At 70.2% G+C, this 21,639-nt stretch carries 19 protein-coding genes and 1 pseudogene; 9 read left to right on the top strand and 11 right to left on the bottom strand.

Annotated features, from left to right (window positions below; all coding sequences use genetic code 11):
• Positions 1–26: 26 nt before the first annotated feature.
• The 3 genes from P3X83_RS01275 to P3X83_RS01265 all read right to left on the bottom strand — a co-directional run bounded on the left by P3X83_RS01275 (position 27) and on the right by P3X83_RS01265 (position 2,167).
• The gene (locus tag P3X83_RS01275; protein ID WP_277303352.1) at positions 27–590 is read right to left on the bottom strand and encodes a hypothetical protein; all 564 of its coding nucleotides are present in this window, start codon (positions 588–590) and stop codon (positions 27–29) included.
• Between the two features lie 26 nt (positions 591–616).
• Positions 617–1,501: a hypothetical protein gene (locus P3X83_RS01270; RefSeq protein WP_277303351.1), complete on the bottom strand. Its 885-nt coding sequence runs from the start codon at positions 1,499–1,501 to the stop codon at positions 617–619.
• Positions 1,502–1,711: 210 nt separating this feature from the next.
• A complete protein-coding gene (locus P3X83_RS01265; protein ID WP_277303350.1) occupies positions 1,712–2,167 on the bottom strand; it encodes an ATP-binding protein in 456 nt (151 codons plus the stop codon).
• 223 nt (positions 2,168–2,390) lie between these two features.
• Between P3X83_RS01265 and P3X83_RS01260 the strand changes: the two genes are divergently transcribed.
• The 3 genes from P3X83_RS01260 to P3X83_RS01250 are packed head-to-tail and all read left to right on the top strand — an operon-like array spanning position 2,391 to position 6,821.
• On the top strand, positions 2,391–3,242 hold the full coding sequence (locus P3X83_RS01260; protein WP_277303349.1) for a helix-turn-helix transcriptional regulator: 852 nt from the start codon (positions 2,391–2,393) through the stop codon (positions 3,240–3,242).
• Complete coding sequence (locus tag P3X83_RS01255) at positions 3,224–3,454, top strand: DUF397 domain-containing protein (RefSeq protein WP_277303348.1); 231 nt, start codon at positions 3,224–3,226, stop codon at positions 3,452–3,454. The genes P3X83_RS01260 and P3X83_RS01255 overlap by 19 nt, the downstream gene beginning before the upstream one ends.
• A gap of 25 nt (positions 3,455–3,479) precedes the next feature.
• On the top strand, positions 3,480–6,821 hold the full coding sequence (locus P3X83_RS01250) for a hypothetical protein (protein ID WP_277303347.1): 3,342 nt from the start codon (positions 3,480–3,482) through the stop codon (positions 6,819–6,821).
• Between the two features lie 27 nt (positions 6,822–6,848).
• Here P3X83_RS01250 and P3X83_RS43255 read toward each other — a convergent pair.
• Together P3X83_RS43255 and P3X83_RS43250 are read right to left on the bottom strand one after the other, a co-directional pair.
• Positions 6,849–7,061, bottom strand: a pseudogene (locus tag P3X83_RS43255) (zinc-binding dehydrogenase); the annotation flags it as partial.
• Positions 7,062–7,187: 126 nt separating this feature from the next.
• Positions 7,188–7,385: a hypothetical protein gene (locus tag P3X83_RS43250; protein ID WP_346742677.1), complete on the bottom strand. Its 198-nt coding sequence runs from the start codon at positions 7,383–7,385 to the stop codon at positions 7,188–7,190.
• A gap of 292 nt (positions 7,386–7,677) precedes the next feature.
• On the opposite strand from P3X83_RS43250, the gene P3X83_RS01240 reads away from it, so the two are divergent.
• Both P3X83_RS01240 and P3X83_RS01235 read left to right on the top strand, forming a co-directional pair.
• Positions 7,678–9,207: an alpha/beta fold hydrolase gene (locus P3X83_RS01240; RefSeq protein WP_277303346.1), complete on the top strand. Its 1,530-nt coding sequence runs from the start codon at positions 7,678–7,680 to the stop codon at positions 9,205–9,207.
• A 29-nt stretch (positions 9,208–9,236) separates the two neighbouring features.
• On the top strand, positions 9,237–10,061 hold the full coding sequence (locus tag P3X83_RS01235) for a serine protease (protein WP_277303345.1): 825 nt from the start codon (positions 9,237–9,239) through the stop codon (positions 10,059–10,061).
• Between the two features lie 34 nt (positions 10,062–10,095).
• Here P3X83_RS01235 and P3X83_RS01230 read toward each other — a convergent pair whose 3' ends face one another.
• The 3 genes from P3X83_RS01230 to P3X83_RS01220 form a co-directional block, all read right to left on the bottom strand.
• Entirely contained in the window at positions 10,096–10,839 is a 744-nt protein-coding gene (locus P3X83_RS01230; protein ID WP_277303344.1) for a class I SAM-dependent methyltransferase, read from the bottom strand.
• 35 nt (positions 10,840–10,874) lie between these two features.
• Entirely contained in the window at positions 10,875–11,510 is a 636-nt protein-coding gene (locus tag P3X83_RS01225; RefSeq protein ID WP_277303343.1) for a hypothetical protein, read from the bottom strand.
• A 213-nt stretch (positions 11,511–11,723) separates the two neighbouring features.
• Positions 11,724–11,954 carry a hypothetical protein gene (locus P3X83_RS01220; RefSeq protein ID WP_277303342.1) on the bottom strand — a complete coding sequence of 77 codons (231 nt, stop codon included), beginning with the start codon at positions 11,952–11,954 and terminating at the stop codon, positions 11,724–11,726.
• 97 nt (positions 11,955–12,051) lie between these two features.
• Here P3X83_RS01220 and P3X83_RS01215 point away from each other — a divergent pair, with 97 nt between their 5' ends.
• Positions 12,052–12,819, top strand: a complete 768-nt coding sequence (locus P3X83_RS01215; protein ID WP_277303341.1) for an ABC transporter ATP-binding protein — start codon at positions 12,052–12,054, stop codon at positions 12,817–12,819.
• A complete protein-coding gene (locus tag P3X83_RS01210) occupies positions 12,816–14,423 on the top strand; it encodes a hypothetical protein (RefSeq protein WP_277303340.1) in 1,608 nt (535 codons plus the stop codon). Before P3X83_RS01215 ends, P3X83_RS01210 begins: the two co-directional genes overlap by 4 nt.
• 14 nt (positions 14,424–14,437) lie before the next feature.
• Here the strand turns inward: P3X83_RS01210 and P3X83_RS01205 are convergent, their stop codons facing one another.
• A complete protein-coding gene (locus P3X83_RS01205; RefSeq protein WP_277303339.1) occupies positions 14,438–14,593 on the bottom strand; it encodes a hypothetical protein in 156 nt (51 codons plus the stop codon).
• Positions 14,594–15,297: 704 nt separating this feature from the next.
• Here P3X83_RS01205 and P3X83_RS01200 point away from each other — a divergent pair.
• The gene (locus P3X83_RS01200; protein ID WP_277303338.1) at positions 15,298–15,705 is read left to right on the top strand and encodes a hypothetical protein; all 408 of its coding nucleotides are present in this window, start codon (positions 15,298–15,300) and stop codon (positions 15,703–15,705) included.
• A gap of 213 nt (positions 15,706–15,918) precedes the next feature.
• Positions 15,919–18,555, top strand: a complete 2,637-nt coding sequence (locus P3X83_RS01195; RefSeq protein WP_277303337.1) for a phosphoenolpyruvate carboxylase — start codon at positions 15,919–15,921, stop codon at positions 18,553–18,555.
• Here P3X83_RS01195 and fdhD read toward each other — a convergent pair whose 3' ends face one another.
• Together fdhD and P3X83_RS01185 are read right to left on the bottom strand one after the other, a co-directional pair.
• Positions 18,556–19,398, bottom strand: a complete 843-nt coding sequence (gene fdhD / locus P3X83_RS01190; RefSeq protein ID WP_277303336.1) for a formate dehydrogenase accessory sulfurtransferase FdhD — start codon at positions 19,396–19,398, stop codon at positions 18,556–18,558.
• Entirely contained in the window at positions 19,395–21,608 is a 2,214-nt protein-coding gene (locus P3X83_RS01185; protein WP_277303335.1) for an FdhF/YdeP family oxidoreductase, read from the bottom strand. Before P3X83_RS01185 ends, fdhD begins: the two co-directional genes overlap by 4 nt.
• Between the last annotated feature and the right edge of the window lie 31 nt (positions 21,609–21,639).

Below are 21,639 nucleotides of genomic sequence, written 5' to 3'. Positions count from 1 at the left end.
GCGGCCCAGGGCCGCCGGGGCAGGGATCAGCGGTTGTTGTTGCCGCACCAGCTCACCCAGATGTGGCCGCTGCCGCGGTCGTGGACGCGCTTGCCCAAAGGGGCGCGTGCCCATTCGTCGTGGTAGTCGTTGTACCAGGAGAAGACATAGGGGTCGGCGCGCAGGTCCCAGTAGTCGCCGTTGCCGATGCAGGCGTAGGCGCCCACTCCGGTCGAGTAGTCGTAGATGTTGACGTCGTCGGCCCCGCCCGGGTAGCCGTTGTTCCACAGCACGTCCACCGCGTTGTTCCACCCGGAGGGCCAACCCTCATAGGCGTTTCCGGCGTACTTCTTGGAATAGCCCATGTCGTCGGAGTAGACGTACAGATAGCCGTCCGGGTAGAGGGCCTGTGCGGACGACTTCTTCCCCGTCAGGGTCTGCTTGGTCACCTGTTTCTTCGGGCCGGGGCTCGGGGCGGGGGCGCTCTCGGGCGCGGGGGTGCCGGTCGGGGCGGCGGCGGGTGCGGGCTCGGCGTGTGCGACGGCCGGGCCGCCCATGAGGAGGGCGGCGGCCGACGCGACGCCCAGCGTCATATTCCGGAGAGTCTTCATAGCTGCTCCTGTTCTGTGGGTGATCATCAACGTGCGCCGACAAGGGCACGTGCTTTGGGGAGCGCGGACGCCCGCAAGCGCTCGGCGGTCTCGAATTCCGCGCGATTGCGCTGGTCGAGTGCGGCGGCGTTCGCGGCGTCCAGCTCATGAGCCGTTCTCGACAGGCCGGAACTCGCCGCGCAGCGGGCTTCGGCCGTGGCGGCGCGTATGTCGCGGGCCTCGGCGTCCTTTCCGCGATAGGCGAGAGAACGGCTGCGGAGCGCGAGGGGCGTGGGAGCGGAGAAGCCTTCGCCCGACATGCACTTCTGCCAGCGCTCCAGCGCGGCCCGGTATTCGGGGTCTCCCTGGGTCTGGGTGACGCGCAGGTTGTCGAGCGTCTGGGTGATCCTGGCGGCCCGGAACCATTGGCGCTTGTCGCCGTAGAGTTCCTGCCACGCCTGGGCGGCGCAGCCGTTGCCGCTGTGGCCGATCGTGCCGCCGGTGGGGAGCCGTGCCGTCAGTGGCGAGGAGCGGTCTCCGTGGTAGGCGATGAGCCAGGTCTGCCGCTGTGCTCCGGAGAACGTGCGGTAGTAGCGTGTGGAGGATCCGGCGGCTTTGTCGAGTGCTTGGCGTTCAGCGCGGCCGTAGCCGTTTCTCTGGGCCCATTTCACATCGTCCACGACGTAGGGAAACGACTCCATGTCCGGCACCTGCGTTCGCGGGATGGGCCGGTATTCGAGGTTCCGCCGCGCCATGCAGTCGCGTACGAGAATCTGTTCGGCCTGGTGCAGAAGGTCCAGGTCGGAGAGGGTCGCCTTGCCGGTAGAGACAGGCGTGGGGCGGGGATGCGACGTATGGGCCCGGCCGTGGGCGTTCGCGCAGCCCGATATCGCCGTCAAAATCAGCAGGGCGGCGATCGGCCCCTTGGACATGCTGAAAAGTGGTGCTGGCATGCGTGTTCCCCCCGTCGCATGACAGTGCTAATCGGAACTTGACTGCTTGTCCTTTCGGTCGGTGCACAAACTCTAATGGGGGTCGGAAGTTTCGTCCCGCCTGAATGCTGCCAACGATCGTCGCTTGGCTGCCATTGAGAGGGGCCGCCGCCGTGTCCCGGCGATCACCGGGACACGGTGCGTGACTTATCAAGGGAAGGGCAGTGTGGCGAAAACGGTCTTACCGGCTGTGGTGGAACCGTCGCGGGGGACGCGGTATCCCATGTCCAGTGCGAGGGCCCGCACTATTTCCAGGCCGCGTCCACGCAGGGATTCGGCGTCGGGCATGCCGCCGGGGTGCGGGAGCCCGGGATGGGGGTCCCACACTTCGACGCACATGCGGTCGCGCAGCTCGGACAGCGTGATCTTGATGAAGGAGCGGGCGGTGACGGGGGTGTGGCCGTTCGCCGATCGCATCGCCTGGACGGAGTTGGTCAGCAGTTCGGAGACGACGAGCTGTGCGTCGTCGAGGAACTCCTGGTTTAAGTAGCCCCATCCGCGTAGGACGGCCGTCGTGTAGAGGCGTCCGATTTGAACGGAGTTGGGGAGGGCGACCAGGGTAAGGCCGTCTCTCCGGAGGGCCGGTGAATCCGTCAGGTGAGGCATGGGCGATCCTCGGGTTGATTTGTCGCCTTGTTCCGCATTGTTATATCCGCGTATGCGAAGAGCTGGAAAAATGGCGCTGCCCGATTAGGTTGCCGCTATTCTCGGCCACGTGAGGAGGTTCCCCCTGGACGGCAGAGGACCTTGCATGACGGGTGCGACAAATACTGTTGTGCTATCTGTCATAACTCGGTCCTGGATGTCCTGAACGGTAATGGGAGGCGAGATGGCGGCCAACTTCAATGACCTCGACCCGCACACGTCGGCCCGCGCGGCCTTTGCGGCTGAGCTGCGGAAATACCGTCTCAGAGGGAAGCTGTCGCAGATACAGGTGGCCAGGGTGCTGATGTGCGATCAGTCTCTCGTCAGTGCTCTGGAGCACTGCAAGCGGGCCCCGCAGTTGTACCAGGCAGAGCGGCTCGACCAGTTTTTCGGGTTGACGGAGAAGAAGGTCTTTGTCCGCTTGTACGAGCGGTTGGAACGCGAGGCCCGCTCCCCGAGGTGGTCCATCCGGTGGACTGAGGAGATCGAGCCGTTCGCGAGTGTTCTCCGCACCTGGACGCCTGTGGTCATCTATGGCCTGTTCCAGGTGGAGGCATATGTCAGAGCGCTTTTCGCGTCATCTCCGTCCGCTCCACCCGAGGCCGATCAGGTCGAGGAGCAGATCCGCATTCGCATGCGGCGCAAGTCGCTGCTGGAGCGGAATCCACTCCCGATCATCTGGGATCTGGTGGACGAGGGAGCCCTGCATCGGCCGGTCGGTGGACCTGTGGTGCTCGTCGAGCAACTTCGGGCGCTGCTGGAGATTTCAGATCATCCCGGGGTGACGATTCAGATAGTCCCAATGACGGCGGACTGCGCATCTTCCCTGATGGGAGGCTTCGTGCTTGCTGAGGTATCAGGGCGGCCAGATGCCTTGCTGATGGAGTCCACGGCAGGTGGGATCGTGGCCACGGACCCGCTGGTTATCGCAGAGCACCAGAAGTACCATGACATGGTACGGGCGCATGCTTATCCGAAAATGCAGTCACAACAGACGATTAGGGATGCGATCGACAAATGGACCAAGCGGATCTGAACAGAGTCGACCTTACCCGGGCAGTCTGGCATAAGGCGAAGAAGTCCGGCGGGAATGCTGGCGGCGGCTGCGTTGAGGTCGCCACGAACATTTCCGGGATCGTCGCCGTCAGAGACAGTAAGAACCCCGGCACGGCACCGTTGGTCTTCACGCCGCACGAGTGGGCATGCTTCCTCGACGGGGCCAGGGGCGGGGAATTCGATCTGCCGTAGAACCCCTGACAGGGCGGGATGGCACGTGGACGGTGTTTTCGGGCAGTTGGGGTGGAACGCGCACCAGGAGGTGCGGGTCGAGAGTGGGTTCGGCTACGGGGTGATCGGCGGGGATCTCCATGTCTTCGGCGATGGCAGGCCCGTCTACCTCCTCAAGGAAGCCGATGGCCCGGCCGACCTGAAAACCGCGCCGGACGGCCACGGCCTGCCCGCCCAACCCAGTCGGCTGCTCAACGCCCGCCACGCCGTCGTCGACTTCACCGGCCGCCACGGCGAAGTCCGCGAACTGAACGCCTGGCGCGACGGCGGTGAGGCCCGTGCCGTCCGCTGGTTGCACGCACCCGGCGGCCAGGGCAAGACCCGCCTGGCCGCCCACCTCGCCGCGTCCGCGGCCCACGACGGGTGGAAGGTGATCGTCGCCGAACACGCCGCCGCACGGGTGATCGATTCCACGGACCCGGCGAGCCACGATCTGCGCATCGGGGCGGCCCGTGGGCTGCTCATGCTGGTCGACTACGCCGACCGCTGGCCGCTGGCCCATCTGACCTGGCTGTTCGGCAACAAGGTGCTCGACCAGCGCATACCGGTACGAGTGCTGCTCCTCGCCCGCAACGAGCACATCTGGCCCGCCCTGCGCCACGCCCTCACCCAGGGCGGCTGGCCGTCCGAGGCTTGCACCACCCGGTCACTGGGCGCGCTGCCGGGCGAGAGAGACGCCCGTGGCGACATGTTCGTCACCGCCCGCGACTGCTTCGCCCGCCGCTACGGGTTGCCGGAGGCGGAAGCGGCGGCGATCGGCGTGCCCGACTGGTTGGAGCGTGCGGAGTTCGGTCTCACGCTCGCGGTGCACATGGCGGCGCTGGTGGCCGTGGACCGTCAAGCCCGCGACACGCCCCGTCCCGCGCCGCCGCGTGCGGACATGCCCGCGCTGACCGCCTACCTGCTGGGGCGTGAGAGCCACCACTGGAACGCCCTGCACGGCACCACCGATCCCCTCGCGGGCGCACGCACCACGTTCGGCACCGACCCGGTCCGGATGCGCCGGGCCGTGTTCACCGCCGTGCTCACCGGCCCGCTGGGCCATCGCGACGCCAGGGCGGTGCTGGAGGCCGTCGGCGTCGGCGGTGACGCCGACGGCGTGCTCACCGACCACACCTTCTGCTACCCGCCCGCCGACCCCCGGACGGTCCTGGAACCCCTCTATCCCGACCGCCTCGCCGAGGACTTCCTGGCCCTGTGCCTGCCCGGCCACGACCTGCCCGAGCATCGGCCGGACGCTTGGGCCGCCGACGCGCCCGAGGTGCTGCTCACCCCACCGTCCGGCGACGGCACGCTGCCGCCGTACGCCGCCCGGGCGATCACGTTCCTCACCGCCGCCGGTGAACGCTGGCCGCACGTGCTCCCCGTCCTGGAAGCGCTGGAGCGGCTCCTTCCCAAAGATCCGCAGGAGACGGCGGGCGACCTCGTCGTCGCCGTGGCCGACCTCACCGAACGCCTCGCCCGGCACCGCCTGCCGGCGCTCACCGATCCCGCCGCCCGCGCCGACCTGCACCACACCCTGGGCCGCTGGCTCAACCAGGCCCACCGGGAGGAGAAGGCGGCGCCCGCGTTCGACGCGGCCATCCGGCTCTATCGATCGCTGGCCGTCACCGACCCGACGACCTTCGAACCCAGGCTCGCCGAGTCGGCGTTCGACCTCGCCCTGCTCCTGGCCCTCGGGGGCATCCTGCCCAAGCCCGACGCTTTCGCGGCGATAAAGGCCCCCATGACGGTCGGCGGCGACGCGTTGCGTCCCGTCCTGGCCCGCCCGGATGAGGCGCTGGCGATGTTCCGCGAAGCCGTCGAGATCTACCGCAGGCTCGCCGCCGACGATCCCGCCGAACACCGGGAGCACCTGGCCATCGCGACTTTCGCGGCGGCGCTCTGCGGGCCGTATTTGGGAGCGGGGGAGGAGTCGCTGGCCCTCGCGCGCGAGGCCGTCGACACCCTCGACCGGCTGGCGCGCGACGGGGAAGGCCGGGACAAGGAGGCCACGAGCGACGTCGCGATGGCGCTGGTGACCCTCGCGGGCAATCTGGTGGCCACGGAACCGGAGCAGGCCGAGGCGCTGGCCCGCGAGGCCGTCGAGAGGCTCCGCCGGCTCGTCCGGGAGGACCCCGCGGAGTCCGTGCACGAGGAGGACCTGCACACGACGCTGACCCTCCAGACCGGGGTGCTGCTGCGGCTGGGCCGCACCGAACCGGCCATCGCCGCGTTCGACGAGGCGGTGCGGATCCGTCGCCGCCTGGACCGGCGGAAGGCGGAGCCCGGCGACGCCTGGCAGGACACCGCCGCCGTGATCCTCGGCGTGATGTGGATGCAGGGGACCGAGGCCGACGTGGAGACCGGTCTGGAAACGATCCTGCGGGTGTTCCGCCACGAGGCGCGGGCCGACCCTGTCACCAACGGGCCCGGGATATGCCGGACCTACTACGCGCTCGACATCTTCCTGCGCCGGCGGGAGCGGTGGGATCTCGTCCTGGCCGCGCAGCGCGATTTCATCGACCTGCTCAGGCACCTGGACGACCCGGAGCTGGTCCTGGGCATGCTGGCGGCCAACGGCCGCGTCCTGGCGATGCGGGAACGCTGGGACGAGACCCTGGACGTGGTCGGCGAGATCGCCGAGGAACTCCGGCGAAGGGGTGGCACCGAGCGCGAGTACGGCATTCAAGCGGGGCTGACGGCGGTGGCCGCCGACGACCTTGGCGAGCGGTCCGCCGATGGCTTCGAGAGCTTCGCGCGAGACGAGAGCGTCGCCGTGCTGAACCGGATCGCGGCGGCCTATCGTCGGCGCTCCCACGGCGACGCGCGCGAGCGTGATCAGGGCCTGGCCGTCACGCTGAAGACGCTGGCCGGGGCGCTGTGGAGCATGGACCGGCGATGGGAGTCCCTGGCCGCCGGTCGCGAAGCCCTCCCGATCCGCCGTCGGCTGGCGCACGCCGGGGCCGTCGAACACCGCGGACACCTCGCGCTCGCGCTGAAACGCCACGCGCACAACTCGGGCAGGGTCCGGTGCCACGAAGAGGCGGCCACCGCGGCGAAGGAGGCCGCCGGCATCTACGATCGCCTCGCGCGAGACGGCCTCCCCGGCGTGGACGCGCTCACCCTCGCCGCGACGCTGCACCTCCAGGCGGTCAACCTGCGGTGGTTCAGCCCCGCCGAGGCGGTGGAACCGGCGCTGCGGGCCGTCCAGATCATGGAAGGGCTGGCGCGCGACGAACCGGGCACGCACGACTCCGACCTCGCGATCATGCGGTCCGACCTCGCGACGATGCGGGACGCGCTCGACGAGATCCACGACCGGCTGGGGCGTATGCCTGCCGGGTGAACGGCGCTGGGGAGTGAGCACCAGGCGGCCACGGAGGCCGCCTTCGGCGAGGCGGCGATGGGCGGCGGCGACCTGGTCGAGCGGCATGGTCTCGGCCACCCGCAGGGTGAGGGAGCCCGCCCCGGCCAGGGCGGCGAGCTCGGCGAGCAGGGTCCGTCCGGGCTCCAGGCCGAGCCCGTCGAGCGCCCGCGCGGCGGTGAGACCGTTCAGCGGCAACGTGGCGGCCTGCGCGAGGGTCACGTTCGCGGGAGGCGTCCGCGTCGAGGACGGCGTGCTCGGCCTGCGCGCCGAGCGGCATGTCCACCCGGTCGGACAGACCGATCACCCGGTCCCGGGGGGAGGGGGGGTGATGCCGGTGACCCCCGGTCATACTCGCTCGACGGTTCCAGCGACGTCCCAGCCGATGCCGATCACGTCCCGCGCGGGCAGCAGGCCCGCCGCACTGAGCGCCCCGGACCGGGTGGCCAGATCGACGGGGTTGACCGTCGCGGCCTCTATCCGGATCAGGACCTGCCCCTCACCCGGCACCGGCACCGGCACTGGCACGTCGGCGATCTCCAGCACCTCCGGCCCGCCGAACCGCCGAACCGCCGAACCGCCGAACCGCCGAACCGCCGGATGACAACCGCGCGCATCGCGACTCCTCGGTCGCCGACGGGACCTTCGACGGTCTGGCCGCCTGCCGACGCGTGACCCTCGTGAGATTCGGACCTCGCACACCCATATAGCTGTGTGGTCACCGAGACGGGGCCATGACGGTTTGGTCATGTTCGCTGTCCAAGGTGGCCAGTGTGCGCCTGACGGCGTGCCCCACGTGCCATGAGGCGCGCGGGCAGGACCACCGAAAGATGCGACGATGCCCAGGATTCGTGATCTGCCAGGCGCTCGCCTGGCGCGGACGGCGGTCGCGTGCGTGATCGGCCTGGCGAGCGTCGGCGTCGCCGGCGCTGCCGGGGCCCACGCTGCCGAGGCCCAGGCGGCTGGGGCCCACGCGGGCGAAGACCCCCTGTCGTGGCGTCAGTGCGTCACGACGGCCAAGGACTGGCCGGAACCGGACGACACCAGGTCGGAATGCGCCCTCCTCACGGTTCCGATGGACTACGCGAAGCCCCAAGGGCGCAAAATCAAGATCGCCGTCAGCAGGCTGAAGGCCACCGACCCGGGCAGGCGACGTGGCGTGCTGGTGATCAGTCCCGGCGGTCCCGGCCTGTCCAACATCAGTGCCCCCGCGTCGTACGCCGCGAGCGGCCTCGCCACGCTGGCCGTCGACCATGACCTGATCGGGCTCGACCCTCGGGGCGTGGGCTACAGCGACAAGATCATGTGCGCCAGGGAGGAGGCGAAGGACGACGGCGAGAAGCCTCCGTCCCCCGTCTCCCGCAAGGAACAGGCGAAGGACCTCTTCGACCACGAAGCCGCGTACAACAAACGGTGCGCCGCGAAGGACCCCGCCTTCGTCCAGCAGCTGACCACCGCGAACATCGCGCGTGACGTCGACGCGATCCGGGCGGCCCTCGGCGAATCGAAGATCAACTTCTACGGGGTGTCCTACGGCACCGCGGTGGGCGTGAACTACCGGTCGATGTTCGACGCCCGGGTGGACCGGATGTGGGTGGATTCGACGATGCCCCCCACCATGGACCTCGCCGCGATGGACGGCGCGAGGGACGCGCTCGCCGAGAAGAACTTCGGCCGGTTCACCTCGTGGCTGGCCCGGCACGACGCCGAATACCACTTCGGGACCACCGACGCCGAGGTCCGCACGACGCTCTTCGCCCTGCGCGACCGGCTCACACGAAAGCCGCGCGAGGTGGACGAGAACACGGTGCTCGACGGCGAATGGGTCAGGTCGCTGCTCGGCGGCTGGCCGAGCGACTGGATCTCCTACGCCAAGGATCTCGCCACCGTCCGCGAGGGCGGCGTCCCGCTGTCGGCGCGTCCGGCGCCGCAGCCTTCGGGGACGTTCGGCTTCGATGACACGCCGTTGGGCCTGAACGGCCTCCAGTACCAGGCGATCTTCTGCAACGACGGGGTCGGCGGTCGCGACTTCGAGCAGGTGTGGGCCAACGCCGAGGCCCGTAGAAGCACCTTCCCCGCCACCGGCGGCTACATCGAGGCGAGCGGCTGGTGCGGCTCGTGGCCGTGGCCCGCGCGCCCGTGGAAGCCGGTCAAGGGGACCAGCCCGCTCCAGGTGTCCGGCCACGTCGACGAGAACGTCACGCCGTACGCGTGGGCCGTGGACACCTGGAAGGCCGCGGGCGGAACCCTGCTGACGGTCCAGGACAACCAGCACGGCTCCCTGCGCGGGCTGCCCTGCGCCACCAAGGTGGTCGACTTCTTCCGCACCGGCCGTACCACCGGGGGCACCTGCCCCGGTGTGCGCTGACCGCGGTCCCTCCGATGAACGGACATGAGATGCGTGCGTTTCGGCGAATCGGCGCGGCACTGGGTGCCGCCCTCCTCGGCCTGACCCTCCTGGCACCCCCGGCGGGGGCGGCGACCGTGGACCTGGCGGGCACCGTCGACGTGGACGGTTGCTCGGGATCACTCGTACGGATGCCGGCCACCGCGCCCGACGACCCGGCGCTCGTCCTGACCAACGGACACTGCTACGAGGGCGCGTGGACGGTCCCGGACGAGGTCCTTGTGGACCAGCCGTCCCACCGCGTGCTGAACCTGCTCGACGGCGCGGGCAAGCCGGTGGCCGCCCTGCACGCGGCCAGAGCGGTCTACGTGACCATGACCGGCACCGACATCGCGCTGTACCGGCTGGGCGTGACCTACCGGCAACTGGAGCGGAACCACCGCGTCCGGCCGCTCACGGTGTCGGCGGCCCGCCCGACACCGGGCACGGACATCCGGGTGGCCTCCGGCAGCATGAAGAAGGTCTTCTCCTGCGAGCTCGACGCCCTCGTCTACCGGGTGTTGGAGACGGGCTATGTGACCAGGGACGTCCTGCGTTACACGAAGCGATGCGACACCGGCCCCGGCACCTCGGGCTCCCCGGTCATCGACGCCACGACCGGCCAGGTCATCGGCGTCAACAACACCAGCAACCGCACGGGTGGCCGCTGCACGATGGACGACCCGTGTGAGATGAACCGCGACGGCGCCATCGCCGTCCGCAAGGGCACCGCCTACGGCACCCAGACGTACTGGCTCACCACCTGCCTCGGCGCGGGGAACAGGCTCGACCTGAACCGCCCCGGCTGCCTGCTGCCCCGCCCGGACACACGGTGAGCTCCGCGCGGCGGTCGGGGCCGCCGCGCCGCGCTCAGCCGGTCCGCTGGAGCAGGAGGGTGACGAAGCCCAGGATTCCCCGGTAGCCGTGCAGCCACCTGGCCCGGTGTTCCAGGGCGGCCGTGCGGGCCGCGTCGGAGTCCGGGCCGGGGTTCTCGTTGGCCCAGCGCAGTAGTGTCCCCGTCCAGGACCACTCGTAGTCGTCCCATTCGGCTCGGTCGCTGGTGTACGCATAGACCGTGTCGAAACCGGCGGACTCGGCGGCGGCGACGGTACCCGGCAGGTCGAGGTACTTCGACGACTCCGTGTCCAGCCGGGTGAGCGCCTCCGACGTCGGCTCCCGTTCCCAGAACCCCTCACCGATCAGCGCCAGCCCGTTCGGCCGCAGGTAGCGCCGCACGTGTTCGACGGTGGGACCGAGACCGCCGAACGCGTGCGTCGCTCCGACGCAGAGCACCAGGTCGTACCGCTCGGCCACCGGAAAGTCGGCGGCCGGCCGCTGGTGCAGCCGGATGCGCTCCCAAAGGCCCTGCATCTCCGCGTTCCACTCGGCCGCCTTGAGCGCCTCGGCGGAGATGTCGACGCCGTCGGCGGTCGCGTCCTCGTAGAGCGCGAGCGCGCGCAGCGTCCAGGCCCCCTCGCCGCAGCCGAGATCCAGAATCCGCGCCCCCTCGGGCAACCGGGCCCGGCGCAGCAACCGGGTCACCATCGCGCCGGAGACCGGCGCGGCGATGGGATGGTCCCGATGGGCGAGATGGCTGATGAACTGGTGATCCATGGCACCAAACTGTCCCATGGCGTGGGGCCTTCGCGTCAGTTCCAGAAGCTCCAGAGAGATTCGGTGGCGTCGAGGAGGATGGCGGCTCCGGCTCCGAGGGCCACGCCGTAGAGCATGTACCGGCGCTGGGTGCCCTTGCTGCGCTCGTCCACGCGGGCCGCGACCGCGTCCACCTTGCTCTGCAGGAGGAGATCGAACGCGCTGGCCTCCTCCTGACGGCGTTCGGCCACCTCGCGGCTCGTCTCGGCCTCGCGGCGGTTGGACTCGGCCTCGGCGGCGAGCCTGCGGGCCATGGCGGCGCGGGCCCGCATCGCGTTCTCCAGCTCCTCCAGTTCCTGGAAGGTCTCCTCAAGCCGGTTGGCCAGCGTGGTGAAGCGCTCGTCGAGGTGTTCGTCCTCGGTCGTGACGGGCCGGCGGCGCGACGCGGGGGAGGAGTTCGTGGCGAGCTCCTCGATGCGGTCGAGCCGCCAGGACAGGTGGGCCCGGTCGCGGAGGAACGTCACCGCCATCAGCGAGATGACCAGCAGCGTGGCCGATTCGGCGATCCCGTCGGGCATCTGGTCGGCGAACACGCCGAACACGCCCACCACGAGGGCCAGCACGAGGGCGATCAGGCCGTCGGCGTTGAGCGTGGCCCATCTGGCGAATCTCCGGAGGGTGTGCGGTTCCATTCGGGGGTTCCGATCGCTGCGAGCCGGGGGGAGGAGGTATCGCGGGAGACAGCCTCGCACCGGGACGCGATCGGGAAAGCCGGGCCGCCGTACGGATCGGCGGGCCCGGCTTCTCGTGGCATGGCTCCGAAAGGACCATGCGCTACACATCGTAATCGACCGGTCACGCCGGTCAAGCGAATTCGTGGATCCGCACGCCCCACTCTGGGCGGCTCAGTGGCCGAGGACGGCGATGTCCAGCGTCCGCAACCGCTCCGGATCGGCGATCCAGCACCACCAGCAACGCCGGACCGACCGAGTCGGCGAGCAGCGCCTCACGCTCCGGTCAGCGCCCTCGAAGTCCGGTGGATCGGGGGAGTGGTCCTGGAACGATTCCTCGCGCAGCCGGTCGCGGTGCTCCTCGAACCGGTCGGTCAGCCATTCGCGGTCGTCCACGGTGTCCACAGTCCTTCCTGACGTCGGCTTCCCTTGGTAGACCCGCGCCTGGCCATCGATGTGACCAGCGGACCGCCGACGCGGCTGATCTGGCAGAGTGGGACATATGGCGGATGCCGTACGCACTCAGGGGCTCTTTAAACAATTCGGGCAGCAAATCGCGGTGGGCGGGGTCGATCTCGTCGTCCCCAAGGGGAGTTTCGCCGGGCTCGTCGGCCCGAACGGAGCCGGCAAGACCACGACGCTGAGCATGATCACGGGCCTGCTCCGGCCCGACGGCGGGCTGATCGAGATCGACGGCACCGATGTGTGGCGCGACCCCATCGTGACCAAGGCCAGGATCGGTGTCCTGCCCGAGGGACTCCGGCTGTTCGAGCGGCTGTCCGGCCGCGAACTGCTCTCCTACAACGGGCAGATCCGGGGCATCGCCCGGGAGGAGGTGGAACTCCGGGCGGACGAACTGCTGCGGGTCATGGACCTGACCGAGTCCGCCGACAAGCTGGTGGTCGACTACTCGACCGGCATGCGCAAGAAGATCGGCCTGGCCGCCGCCCTGCTCCACAACCCGGCCGTGCTCTTCCTCGACGAGCCCTTCGAGGGCGTCGACCCGGTCAGCGCCAACACCCTGGTCGAGGTCCTGCGCCGCTACACCGCCTCGGGCTCCACGGTCGTCTTCTCCAGCCACGTCATGGACCTGGTGGAACGCCTCTGCGACTGGGTCTCGGTGATGAACCGCGGCCGCATCGTCGCCCAGGGCCCCCTGACCGAGGTCCGCGGCGAACGCGGCCTCAACCAGGCCTTCCTCGACCTCGTCGGAGCCCCCCACAGCGGTGAAGGCGACGGCCTGGCCTGGCTCGGAGCGACCTCTTCATGACCGCAGGCACAATCACCACCCTGGGGGCGGGGGCCACCGCTCGGTTGTTCGTGCGGTTGAAGCTGCGGCTGGTCGGCGGCAACCTGCGCGGCGACCTGAGCCGTCAGCTCGGCTTCGCCTTCACGCTGGCCGTCGCCCTGGTGCTGGCCCTCGGCGGGTTCGCGCTGATGGCGCTGCTCCGCCTGGCGCCGCACGACGTCGCGGCGAACGTCGGCGTCATCGCCTACACCATGATCTTCCTGAGCTGGGCCGTGGTGCCGCTTCTGCTCTTCGGCGTGGACGACACGCTCGACCCGGCCAAGCTCGCCCTCTTCCCCGTCCGCACCGGCCCGCTCGCCGCCGGCCTGTTCGCCGCGTCGGCGACGGGGCCGTGGCCGCTGGCCACCCTCATCGTGTGCGCGGGGGCGGTGGCGGGGCTGGCGACCTCGCCGGTCGGAGCGGTGCTCGGCGTGCTGGCCGTCCTGCTCCAGTTCGCGCTGTGCGTGGTCACCTCGCGGGCGATCACCACGGGCCTGTCCGGCGCGCTGCGCAGCAGGCGGGGGCGGGACATCCTGGCGGTGTCGGCGATCCTGGTGGTGCTCGCCGTCCAGCTTCCCAACCTGCTGCTCAACCAGGGCATGTCCGGCGACCCCCGGCTGCTGCTGGAGAACGCGGCGTCGCTGCTGCGCTGGACGCCGTCCGGCATGGCCGCGCACGCCGTCGCGGACGGCGGGGCGGTGGCGCTGGCCGAGATCGCCGCGCTCGCCGTGATCGTGGCGCTGATCACCTGGCTGTGGATGGCCGCGCTGCGCCGCGCGCTGGTCACCCCGGACTCCTCCACCCAGGGCGGCGGCAGCGGCGTCCGCCGCTCGCGCGGCGGCGTGGCCCGGCTGCTGCCCGACGGCCCGATCGCCGCCGTGGTGGCCAAGGACCTGAAGTACGCTCGCCGCGATCCCCGGGGCCGCATCTCCTGGCTCGCCGCGATCATGGTCAGCGTCGTGATCTCCTTCTCACTCACCCGCGACACGGGGGCGCAGGGCACCCTCGCCGCCGTCGTGGGCCCGGCCTGCCTGGGCGCGCTGGTGATGGGCATGCAGTCGGCCAACGCCTTCTCCCTGGACGGCCGCGCGCTGTGGATGAACGCCGTCGTCTACGGCTCGCCGCGCGCCCTGCGCACCGACTTCGCCGGACGGCACCTGGCCGTCGCCACCCTCGCCGCCCCGCTCATCGCCATCGTTTCGGTCGTGGCCTCGGTACTCGCCGGAAACGTGCTGTGGGCGCTGCCCGCCGTCCTCACCGCCTGGGGCCTGTTCGCCATCGCCCTCGGCGTCGGCGCGGTGGTCTCCGTCCTCCTCCCGTACACCACCCCGGACCGCCTCAACGCCTTCACCGGCGCCGCCCCGGGCCAAGGCGGCGTCGCCCTGGCCGGATCCCTCCTGACCATGATCGTGACGAGCGTCCTCTCCCTGCTCATCGCCCTCCCCGTCCTCCTCGGCCTCCCCTGGGTGAGCCTCGCCGCCCTCCCCTACGGCCTCCTCATCGCCTGGACCGGCCGCCGCCTGGCAGGCACCATCGGCCACTCCCGCCTCCCCGAAATCATCGCCGCCGTCTCCCGCCCCACCTGACCGCCCATGGGTCGTCAACCGCGCACCTGCCCGTAGCCGCGCCAGTCGGAGCCGGTCGGCGCCTGGTCAGGCTGGGCGAACTGCACCCGGTTGGTCCACCACGGCGAGCCGATGAACTCGTAGTCGTAGACCATGTCGGGCGACCCGGCCACCATGTCCCGCTCGACCACCTTGACCGCGAGCTGCTTGTAGTACCGCGACCAGCTCTCGTAGCCTTCGCCGGGATCGCTGCCGTAGTCGACCTGGTAGCAGTCACCGGTCTTGTCGGGCAGGTAGTCGGAGCCGTCGCGGCCCTTACCGCCGCCGCAGGGGTTCGGCTGGTGTCATAGTCCATCTTCACGGCCAGCATCACCGGGTCGAGGTCGCGCGGCGGCAGGGTGATCTGCTGCGTTCCGGCGATGCCGACCTCGTGCACCGTGTCGAGCCACAGCACCAGGTCGTACGGCGGGCTGAAGTCGGTGCGCTGGTAGATCCAGTTCTGGGTGAGGACCAGGCGGCGCACCGCGTCCCACGCGCCCGTGGTGGGGTTGCGCGCCTCGCCCCAGATCGACTCGTCCACGCCGCCCCGGCCGAAGGTGTCGAATGTCGCCGCGGCGGTACTCCAGAGCCATGAGCTCGCTGGAGGATGAAAAAGGTTCACTGAGTGCGTAGGACAGTGCACTCATTGCTGACGACATCCACTTTTTTGTGTTGGAGAATTATGCGGGAAGCGACGGATCTCTTGTCATATGAACGATGGCCTGAGGGGCTGGGGTGATGAGTTGGCCAGATGGGCCATGCCCGATGGCGAGGTGACGTTTATGGCCGCATGGCTCCCAATCTGCGGCCTGCTGTACGAGATCTGACGCAAATTCCTACAGAGAGGATCCGGGAAATGCGAATCGCCAAGTCTTCGATCCTGGGGATCGCAGCGCTCGTCTGGGGGGCGAGTTTACCTGCCGCCCCACCCGCGCAGGCGCATGATCAGGTACAGCCCGCCTACTCAACTGTTTCGTCGGTGGACAGCAACAAGGCGGCCCATAGGAAGATCTCCTACAAGCGCCGAAGCGGCTGCACCTGGCTTTTCTACAGCAGCCACTCCGGCGCCCACACCCGGAAGGTGCAGGGAGGGTGCGGCAGCCACAGCTGGACCTATGTTCAAAGCAACCGTGGCTGGAAGAGCGGCTGGAAGAACGGGCGGACGCAGGCCGGTGCGGTAGTGCCTCGCGGCCACAAAGTTAAGTACAGCTGGCACAAAACTCAGCGAAACGAAACCGCTCACCTCATTACGCACGGCACCTAAGAGGGCCTAACGTAGTAGAACTCTTGGTTCTCAGGGAGTTCGTGGTTCTGGAGTGCCGCGATGGCCTCGCACAGGTGACCGGTCTTGCTGGGGCCGCGCCAGAGCCTGCGGGGGATGGTCCAGCTCTTGGTCTGGGTGTGCAGGTGCAGTGGTCTAGTCCAATTGGTGAGACCGGTCTCCGGTGGTCTGGGGGGACTCGATACTCTTCGAGACATGGCCGCGATCGCATCAGCCGAACGCCACAACGCAGTCAGCGAGATGCCGGACGAGCTCCGGGCCGACGTGCGTGTGCTCGGTGAGCTGTTGGGGAAGGTGATCGCCGAGCATGGCGGTCCTGAGCTGCTCGCCGACGTCGAACGTCTGCGTAAAGGGGTCATCGCCGCCCGGAGGCGGCAGATGCCGATAGATCAGGTCTCCGCGATGGTCGCGGAATGGCCTGTCGATCGCGCGGTGCAGATCGCACGCGCGTTCACCTGTTACTTCCATCTGGCCAACCTGGCCGAGGAGCACTACCGCATTCGCACGCTGCGCGACCGGGACACCGGTGAGGCGCCGCTGCCGGAGTCGATGGCCGCCGCCGTCCAGGAGGTCGGGGCGGAGCGTGCCGCCGAGCTGGTGGCCGGGCTGGAGCTGCGGCCGGTGCTGACCGCGCATCCGACGGAGGCGCGGCGCCGTGCCGTCGCCACCGCGATCCAGCGGATCAGCGGGCAGCTCGCCGAGTACAACGCGCCCGGAAGGGGGGCGGAGGAGCGGGCCGAGGCCCGCAGGCGGCTCCTTGAGGAGATCGACCTGCTGTGGCGGACGGCCCAGCTCCGCCACACCCGTCTCGACCCGCTCGACGAGGTCCGCACCGCCATGGCGGCCTTCGACGAGACGCTGTTCCGGGTGGTCCCGCAGGTCTACCGGTCGCTCGACCGGGCGCTCGGCGAGGGCACCGGCACCCGTCCGCCGCTGGCCCGCCCCTACATCCGCTACGGAAGCTGGATCGGCGGCGACCGTGACGGCAACCCCAACGTGACCTCCGCCGTGACCCGGCAGGCGATGCTGATCCAGGCCGAGCACGTGCTGATCGCCCTGGAGAACGCCACCAACCGGATCGGCCGGGGCCTGACCCTGTCCGCCGAGGACACCCCGCCTTCGGCGCGGCTGCGCGCCGCCGTCGCCGACGCCGAGGACGCCCACCCCGAGGTCGTCTCCGAGATGGCCACCCGTTCGCCGCGCGAGCCGCACCGGCAGTGGCTGCTGTTCCTGGCCGCCCGGATCGCCGCTACCCGCAGGCGCGACCTCGACCTCGCCTACCGCTCCCCGGCCGACCTGCTGGCCGACCTGCGGCTCTGCCAGGAGTCGCTGGTCGAGAGCGGCGCGGAGCGCCAGGCTTACGGCGAGCTGCAGCACCTCATCTGGCAGGTGGAGACGTTCGGCTTCCACCTGGCCGAGCTGGAGGTCCGCCAGCACTCCCAGGTGCACGCCGCCGCCCTTGAGGAGATCGTGAAGGGCGCGGTCGGCGAGCGCACCGAAGACGTGCTGGCCACTATCCGGGTGATCGCCTGGATCCAGGAGCGCTTCGGCGTGACCGCCTGCTCCCGCTATGTCGTGTCGTTCACCCGCAGCGCGCGCGACATCGCCGCCGTCTACGAGCTGGCCGAGCACGCGCTCGGCGAGCGCGCCCCGGCGCTCGACGTGGTGCCGCTGTTCGAGTCGGGCGAAGACCTCGCCAACGCTCCCGCCGTGCTGACCGGCATGCTGGAGCTGCCCGCCGTCCAGGCCAGGCTGGCCGCCAACGACCGGCGGCTGGAGGTCATGCTCGGCTACTCCGACTCGGCCAAGGAGCTGGGGCCCGCCGCGGCCACGCTGCGGCTGTACCAGGCGCAGGAGGCGCTGGCGGCCTGGGCGCGCGACCACGACGTGCGGCTCACGCTGTTCCACGGCCGGGGCGGCGCGCTCGGGCGCGGCGGCGGCCCGGCCAACCGGGCCGTGCTGGCCCAGGCCCCCGGCTCCGTCAACGGCCGGTTCAAGGTCACCGAGCAGGGCGAGGTCATCTTCGCGCGATACGGCCACGGCGCCATCGCCCGCAGGCACACCGAGCAGGTCACCCACGCCGTGCTGCTGGCCTCCACCGAGGCCGCCGGGCAGCGCACCGCCGCCGCGGCCGATCGGTTCCGCGGCCTGGCCGAGCGGGTCGCGTCGGCCTCCGAGCACGCCTACCGGGGGCTGACCGAGTCGCCCGGGTTCCCCGAGTGGTTCGGGCTGGTCAGCCCGCTTGAGGAGATCGGCTCGTTGCGGCTGGGCTCGCGCCCGGCCAGGCGCGGCCTCGGCGCGCCGCGCTCGCTCGACGACCTGCGGGCCATCCCGTGGGTGTTCGCCTGGGCGCAGACCCGGGTGAACCTCCCCGGCTGGTACGGCCTGGGCAGCGGCCTCGACGCGGTGGTGTCGGAGCAGGGCATCGACGAGCTGCGCGCCGCCTACCGCGAGTGGCCGCTGTTCGCCTCCCTGCTGGACAACGTGGAGATGTCGCTGGCCAAGACCGACCGGGCCATCGCCGAGCGCTACCTGGCGCTGGGTGGGCGCGACGACTACACCGACCAGGTGCTCGGCGAGTACGACCTGACCCGGCGGCTGGTGCTCATGGTGACCGGGCACACCCGGCTGCTGGAGAACCGCCGGGTGCTCTCGCGGGCCGTCCAGCTCCGCGACCCCTACGTGGACGCGCTCTCGCACCTCCAGCTCCGCGCGCTCGCCGCGCTGCGCTCGGGCGGCGACGAGCTCGGCGAGGAGGAGCGCGAGCGGTTGTCCACGCTGTTGTTGTTGTCGGTCAACGGTGTGGCGGCGGGATTGCAGAACACGGGCTGATCACATGATGCGCTCCGGGCAGGTGTAGAGGTTGACCCGCTCGCCGCGCAGGAAGCCGGCGAGCGTCAGGCCGAACTCCCTGGCCAGTTCCACGGCCAGGGAGGACGGCGCGGACACCCCGCACACCACCGGGATCCCGGCGACCACCGCCTTCTGCACGATCTCGTAGCTGGTGCGCCCGCTGACCAGCAGCACGTGGTCGCGCAGCGGCAGCAGGCCGTCGAGCAGCGCCCAGCCGACCAGTTTGTCCAGCGCGTTGTGCCGTCCGACGTCCTCGCGGACGGCCACCTGCGCGCCGTCCGGGGTGAACAGCCCGGAGGCGTGCAGGCCGCCGGTCTTGCCGAACACGCTCTGCGCGGCGCGCAGCCGGTCCGGCAGCTCGTACAGGACGGCCGGCGCGATCTTCAGCCCGTCGGCCCCCGGGGGGACGGCCGGACGGCGGGCGCGAAGGGCATCGATGGAGGCGGTTCCGCACACTCCGCAGGCGCTTGATGTCATGAAATGCCGGTCAAGGGATGGCAGGTCAGGCAGGGTCGCCGCCTCCAGCCGCACCGTGACCGTGTTGTACCGCGCCTCGGGCGGCACGTCCTCGTCCGTGCAGTACCCGATCGCCGCGATCCCGCCCGGACCCGCCACGCCCTCGCCGTGCAGGAACCCGGCGGCCAGCTCGAAGTCCGCCCCCGGGGTCCGCATGGTGATCGCCAGGGTGCGCCGCTCACCGCCCGCCTGCACGCGGATCTCCAGCGGCTCCTCGGTGGCCAGGTCGTCGCGGCGCTCCCGGACCCGCTCAGGGGTGACCTCGCGAACGCGGGTCCGGGTGGTCGGTCCCTTGCGCACGGTCACCGCGGTCGCCTGGACACGGTGACGAGCGCGTTGTAGTCGGGGATGCGGGCATCGGGGGAGCGGCGGGCCTCGTCCAGCAGCACGTTGCCCTCCGGCCAGTGGACCTGCAGGTTCCCCGGCGTGAGCGGGGCGCGCAGCACCACGCCGTGGAAGGTCCGGTCGTCGTGCCCGCGCAGCTCGATCGGCGTGCCGTCGGGCAGCCCGAGCCGGTCGGCGTCGTAGGCGCTCATCAGCACGGCCTCGCGGGTGGCGCCGTTGAAGCCGTCGCGGCGCTCGTGGACCATGCTGTTGAACTGCTTGCCGCGCCGGGTGGCCACCATGAACGCGCCGTCGGGACGCTCGGCCGTGGGCACCGGCACGGTGGAGAAACGGGCCCGCTCGTCGGGGGTGGGGAAGCGGCCGTCCGCGCACAGGTGGCGCCCGCCGTACTGCACGCTGTCGCCGAACTTCGACAGGCCCGCGATGCCCTGGTAGAACGGCACGGCCCGCTCGATGTCGGCGCGGATCTGCGCGGTGCCGGTGTAGGAGACCTTCGAGGCGATCTCCGGACGCACCCGCCCGGCCAGCTCGGTGAAGATCTTCCACTCCGGCCACGCCTCGGCGATCCTCGGCCCCTCGACCTCCGGGGAGTAGATGATCCGCCGCTCGGTGGAGGTCTCGGTGACCCCGCCGACCATCTCGTAACGGGTCTGGGCGGGCAGCAGCAGCACGTCGCCCGCGCCGGGCACGAGCATCTGCGACGACAGCACGATGTCGATGTGGACGCGCAGCGGGAGCCTGGACAGCGCTTCCCGGCAGTGCTCCGGGTCCGGCAGCACCTCAAGGAAGTTGCCGCCGGAGGAGATCAGCGCGTCGAGCTCGCGGGCGTACGCCGCGTCGATCATGTCGGTGGCGGTGAGCCCGGGGGCGTCGGGCACCTCGAACCCCCACAGCTCGGTGAACCGGGCGGCGTTCTCCGGGGTGACCGGCAGACCGCCGGGCAGGCCCGTGGCGTACGCGCCCATCTCGGCCCCGCCCTGCACGCCGCTGTGCCCGCGGATCGGCATCAGCCCGCACTTCTCGCGCCCGACGAACCCACGCGCCAGCCCCAGGTTGACGATCGCCCGGACGTTGTCCTCGCCGTTGGTGTGCTGGGTGATGCCCATCGACCAGACCAGTACGGCCGAGCGCGCCTCGCCGAGCCGCCTGGCCAGGTCGAGCATCCGCTCCTTGGTGGCGCCGGAGCGGGCCTCCAGGTCCTTCCACGACATGGCCTTCACCGCGTCGGCCGTCTCGGCGAAGCCGGTGGTGTGCGCGTCGATGAACGCCTTGTCCTGCCAGTCGTTCTCGATCAGGTGCTTCAGCACGCCGTTCAGGAAGGCGGCGTCGCCGCCGATGTTCACGCCGTAGAAGTGGTCGGTGATCTTCGTGCCGAACACGGCGGACTCGACGTTGGAGGGCACCCAGTAACGTTCCATCCCGGGCTCGCGGTAGGTGTTGACCATCGCGATCCGGGTGCCCTCCTTTTTCGCGTGATACAGGTACTTCATCGCCACCGGCTGGTTGTTCGATGGGTTCGACCCGATGAACACGATCAGGTCGCTGCCGATCCAGTCGGTGTAGGAGCAGGTGGTGGCCGCGACGCCGACGGTCTCCTTGAGCGCCACCGTCGAGGGCGAGTGGCAGATCCGGGCGGCGTTGTCGATGGCGGCCGAGCCCATCGCGCGCACCGACTTCTGCGCCGCGAAGTAGTTCTCGTTGGGCACGCCACGGCTGGTCAGATAGGTGCCGAAGCGCTTGCCGCGCAGCCCGTCGGCCGCGATCCGCAGGGCGTCGTCCCAGCTCACTCGGGTGAAACCGGGCTCTCCGGCGCGCCGCAGCATGGGATAGGGCAAACGCCCCAGGTCGCGCAGTTCGGCGCTGCGCTTGCCGGACAGGGCCGAGACGTCGGCCAGCACGGAGGTGTCGAGCGCCGGCATGGTGTTCAGTTGGAGCAGCCGCAGCCGGATGTTGCAAAGGTGGATCTCGTTCATCGTCCAGTCACGCATGCCACGCGTGCCCAGGGCACAGCCATCGCAGGTGCCCTGGTTCAGGATGCGCAACGCGTAGCGCCGGTTGCCCTTGACCGACCTGAAGGCCTTCAGCAGCTCCAGGTAGTTGTTGGGCTTGCGCTCGCCGAGCCCGAACGGCTTGAGGCTCGCCCAGTTGCGCGGATCCAGAAGTTTCTTCATGTCCCCCATCTTCTCCCTGACGCGGGCATGA

The organism is Spongiactinospora sp. TRM90649 (assembly GCF_029382225.1).
GTDB lineage: Bacteria > Actinomycetota > Actinomycetes > Streptosporangiales > Streptosporangiaceae > Spongiactinospora.
Note: the sequence above shows the minus strand (reverse complement) of the source record. Positions and strands in the feature narration are given on the sequence as shown.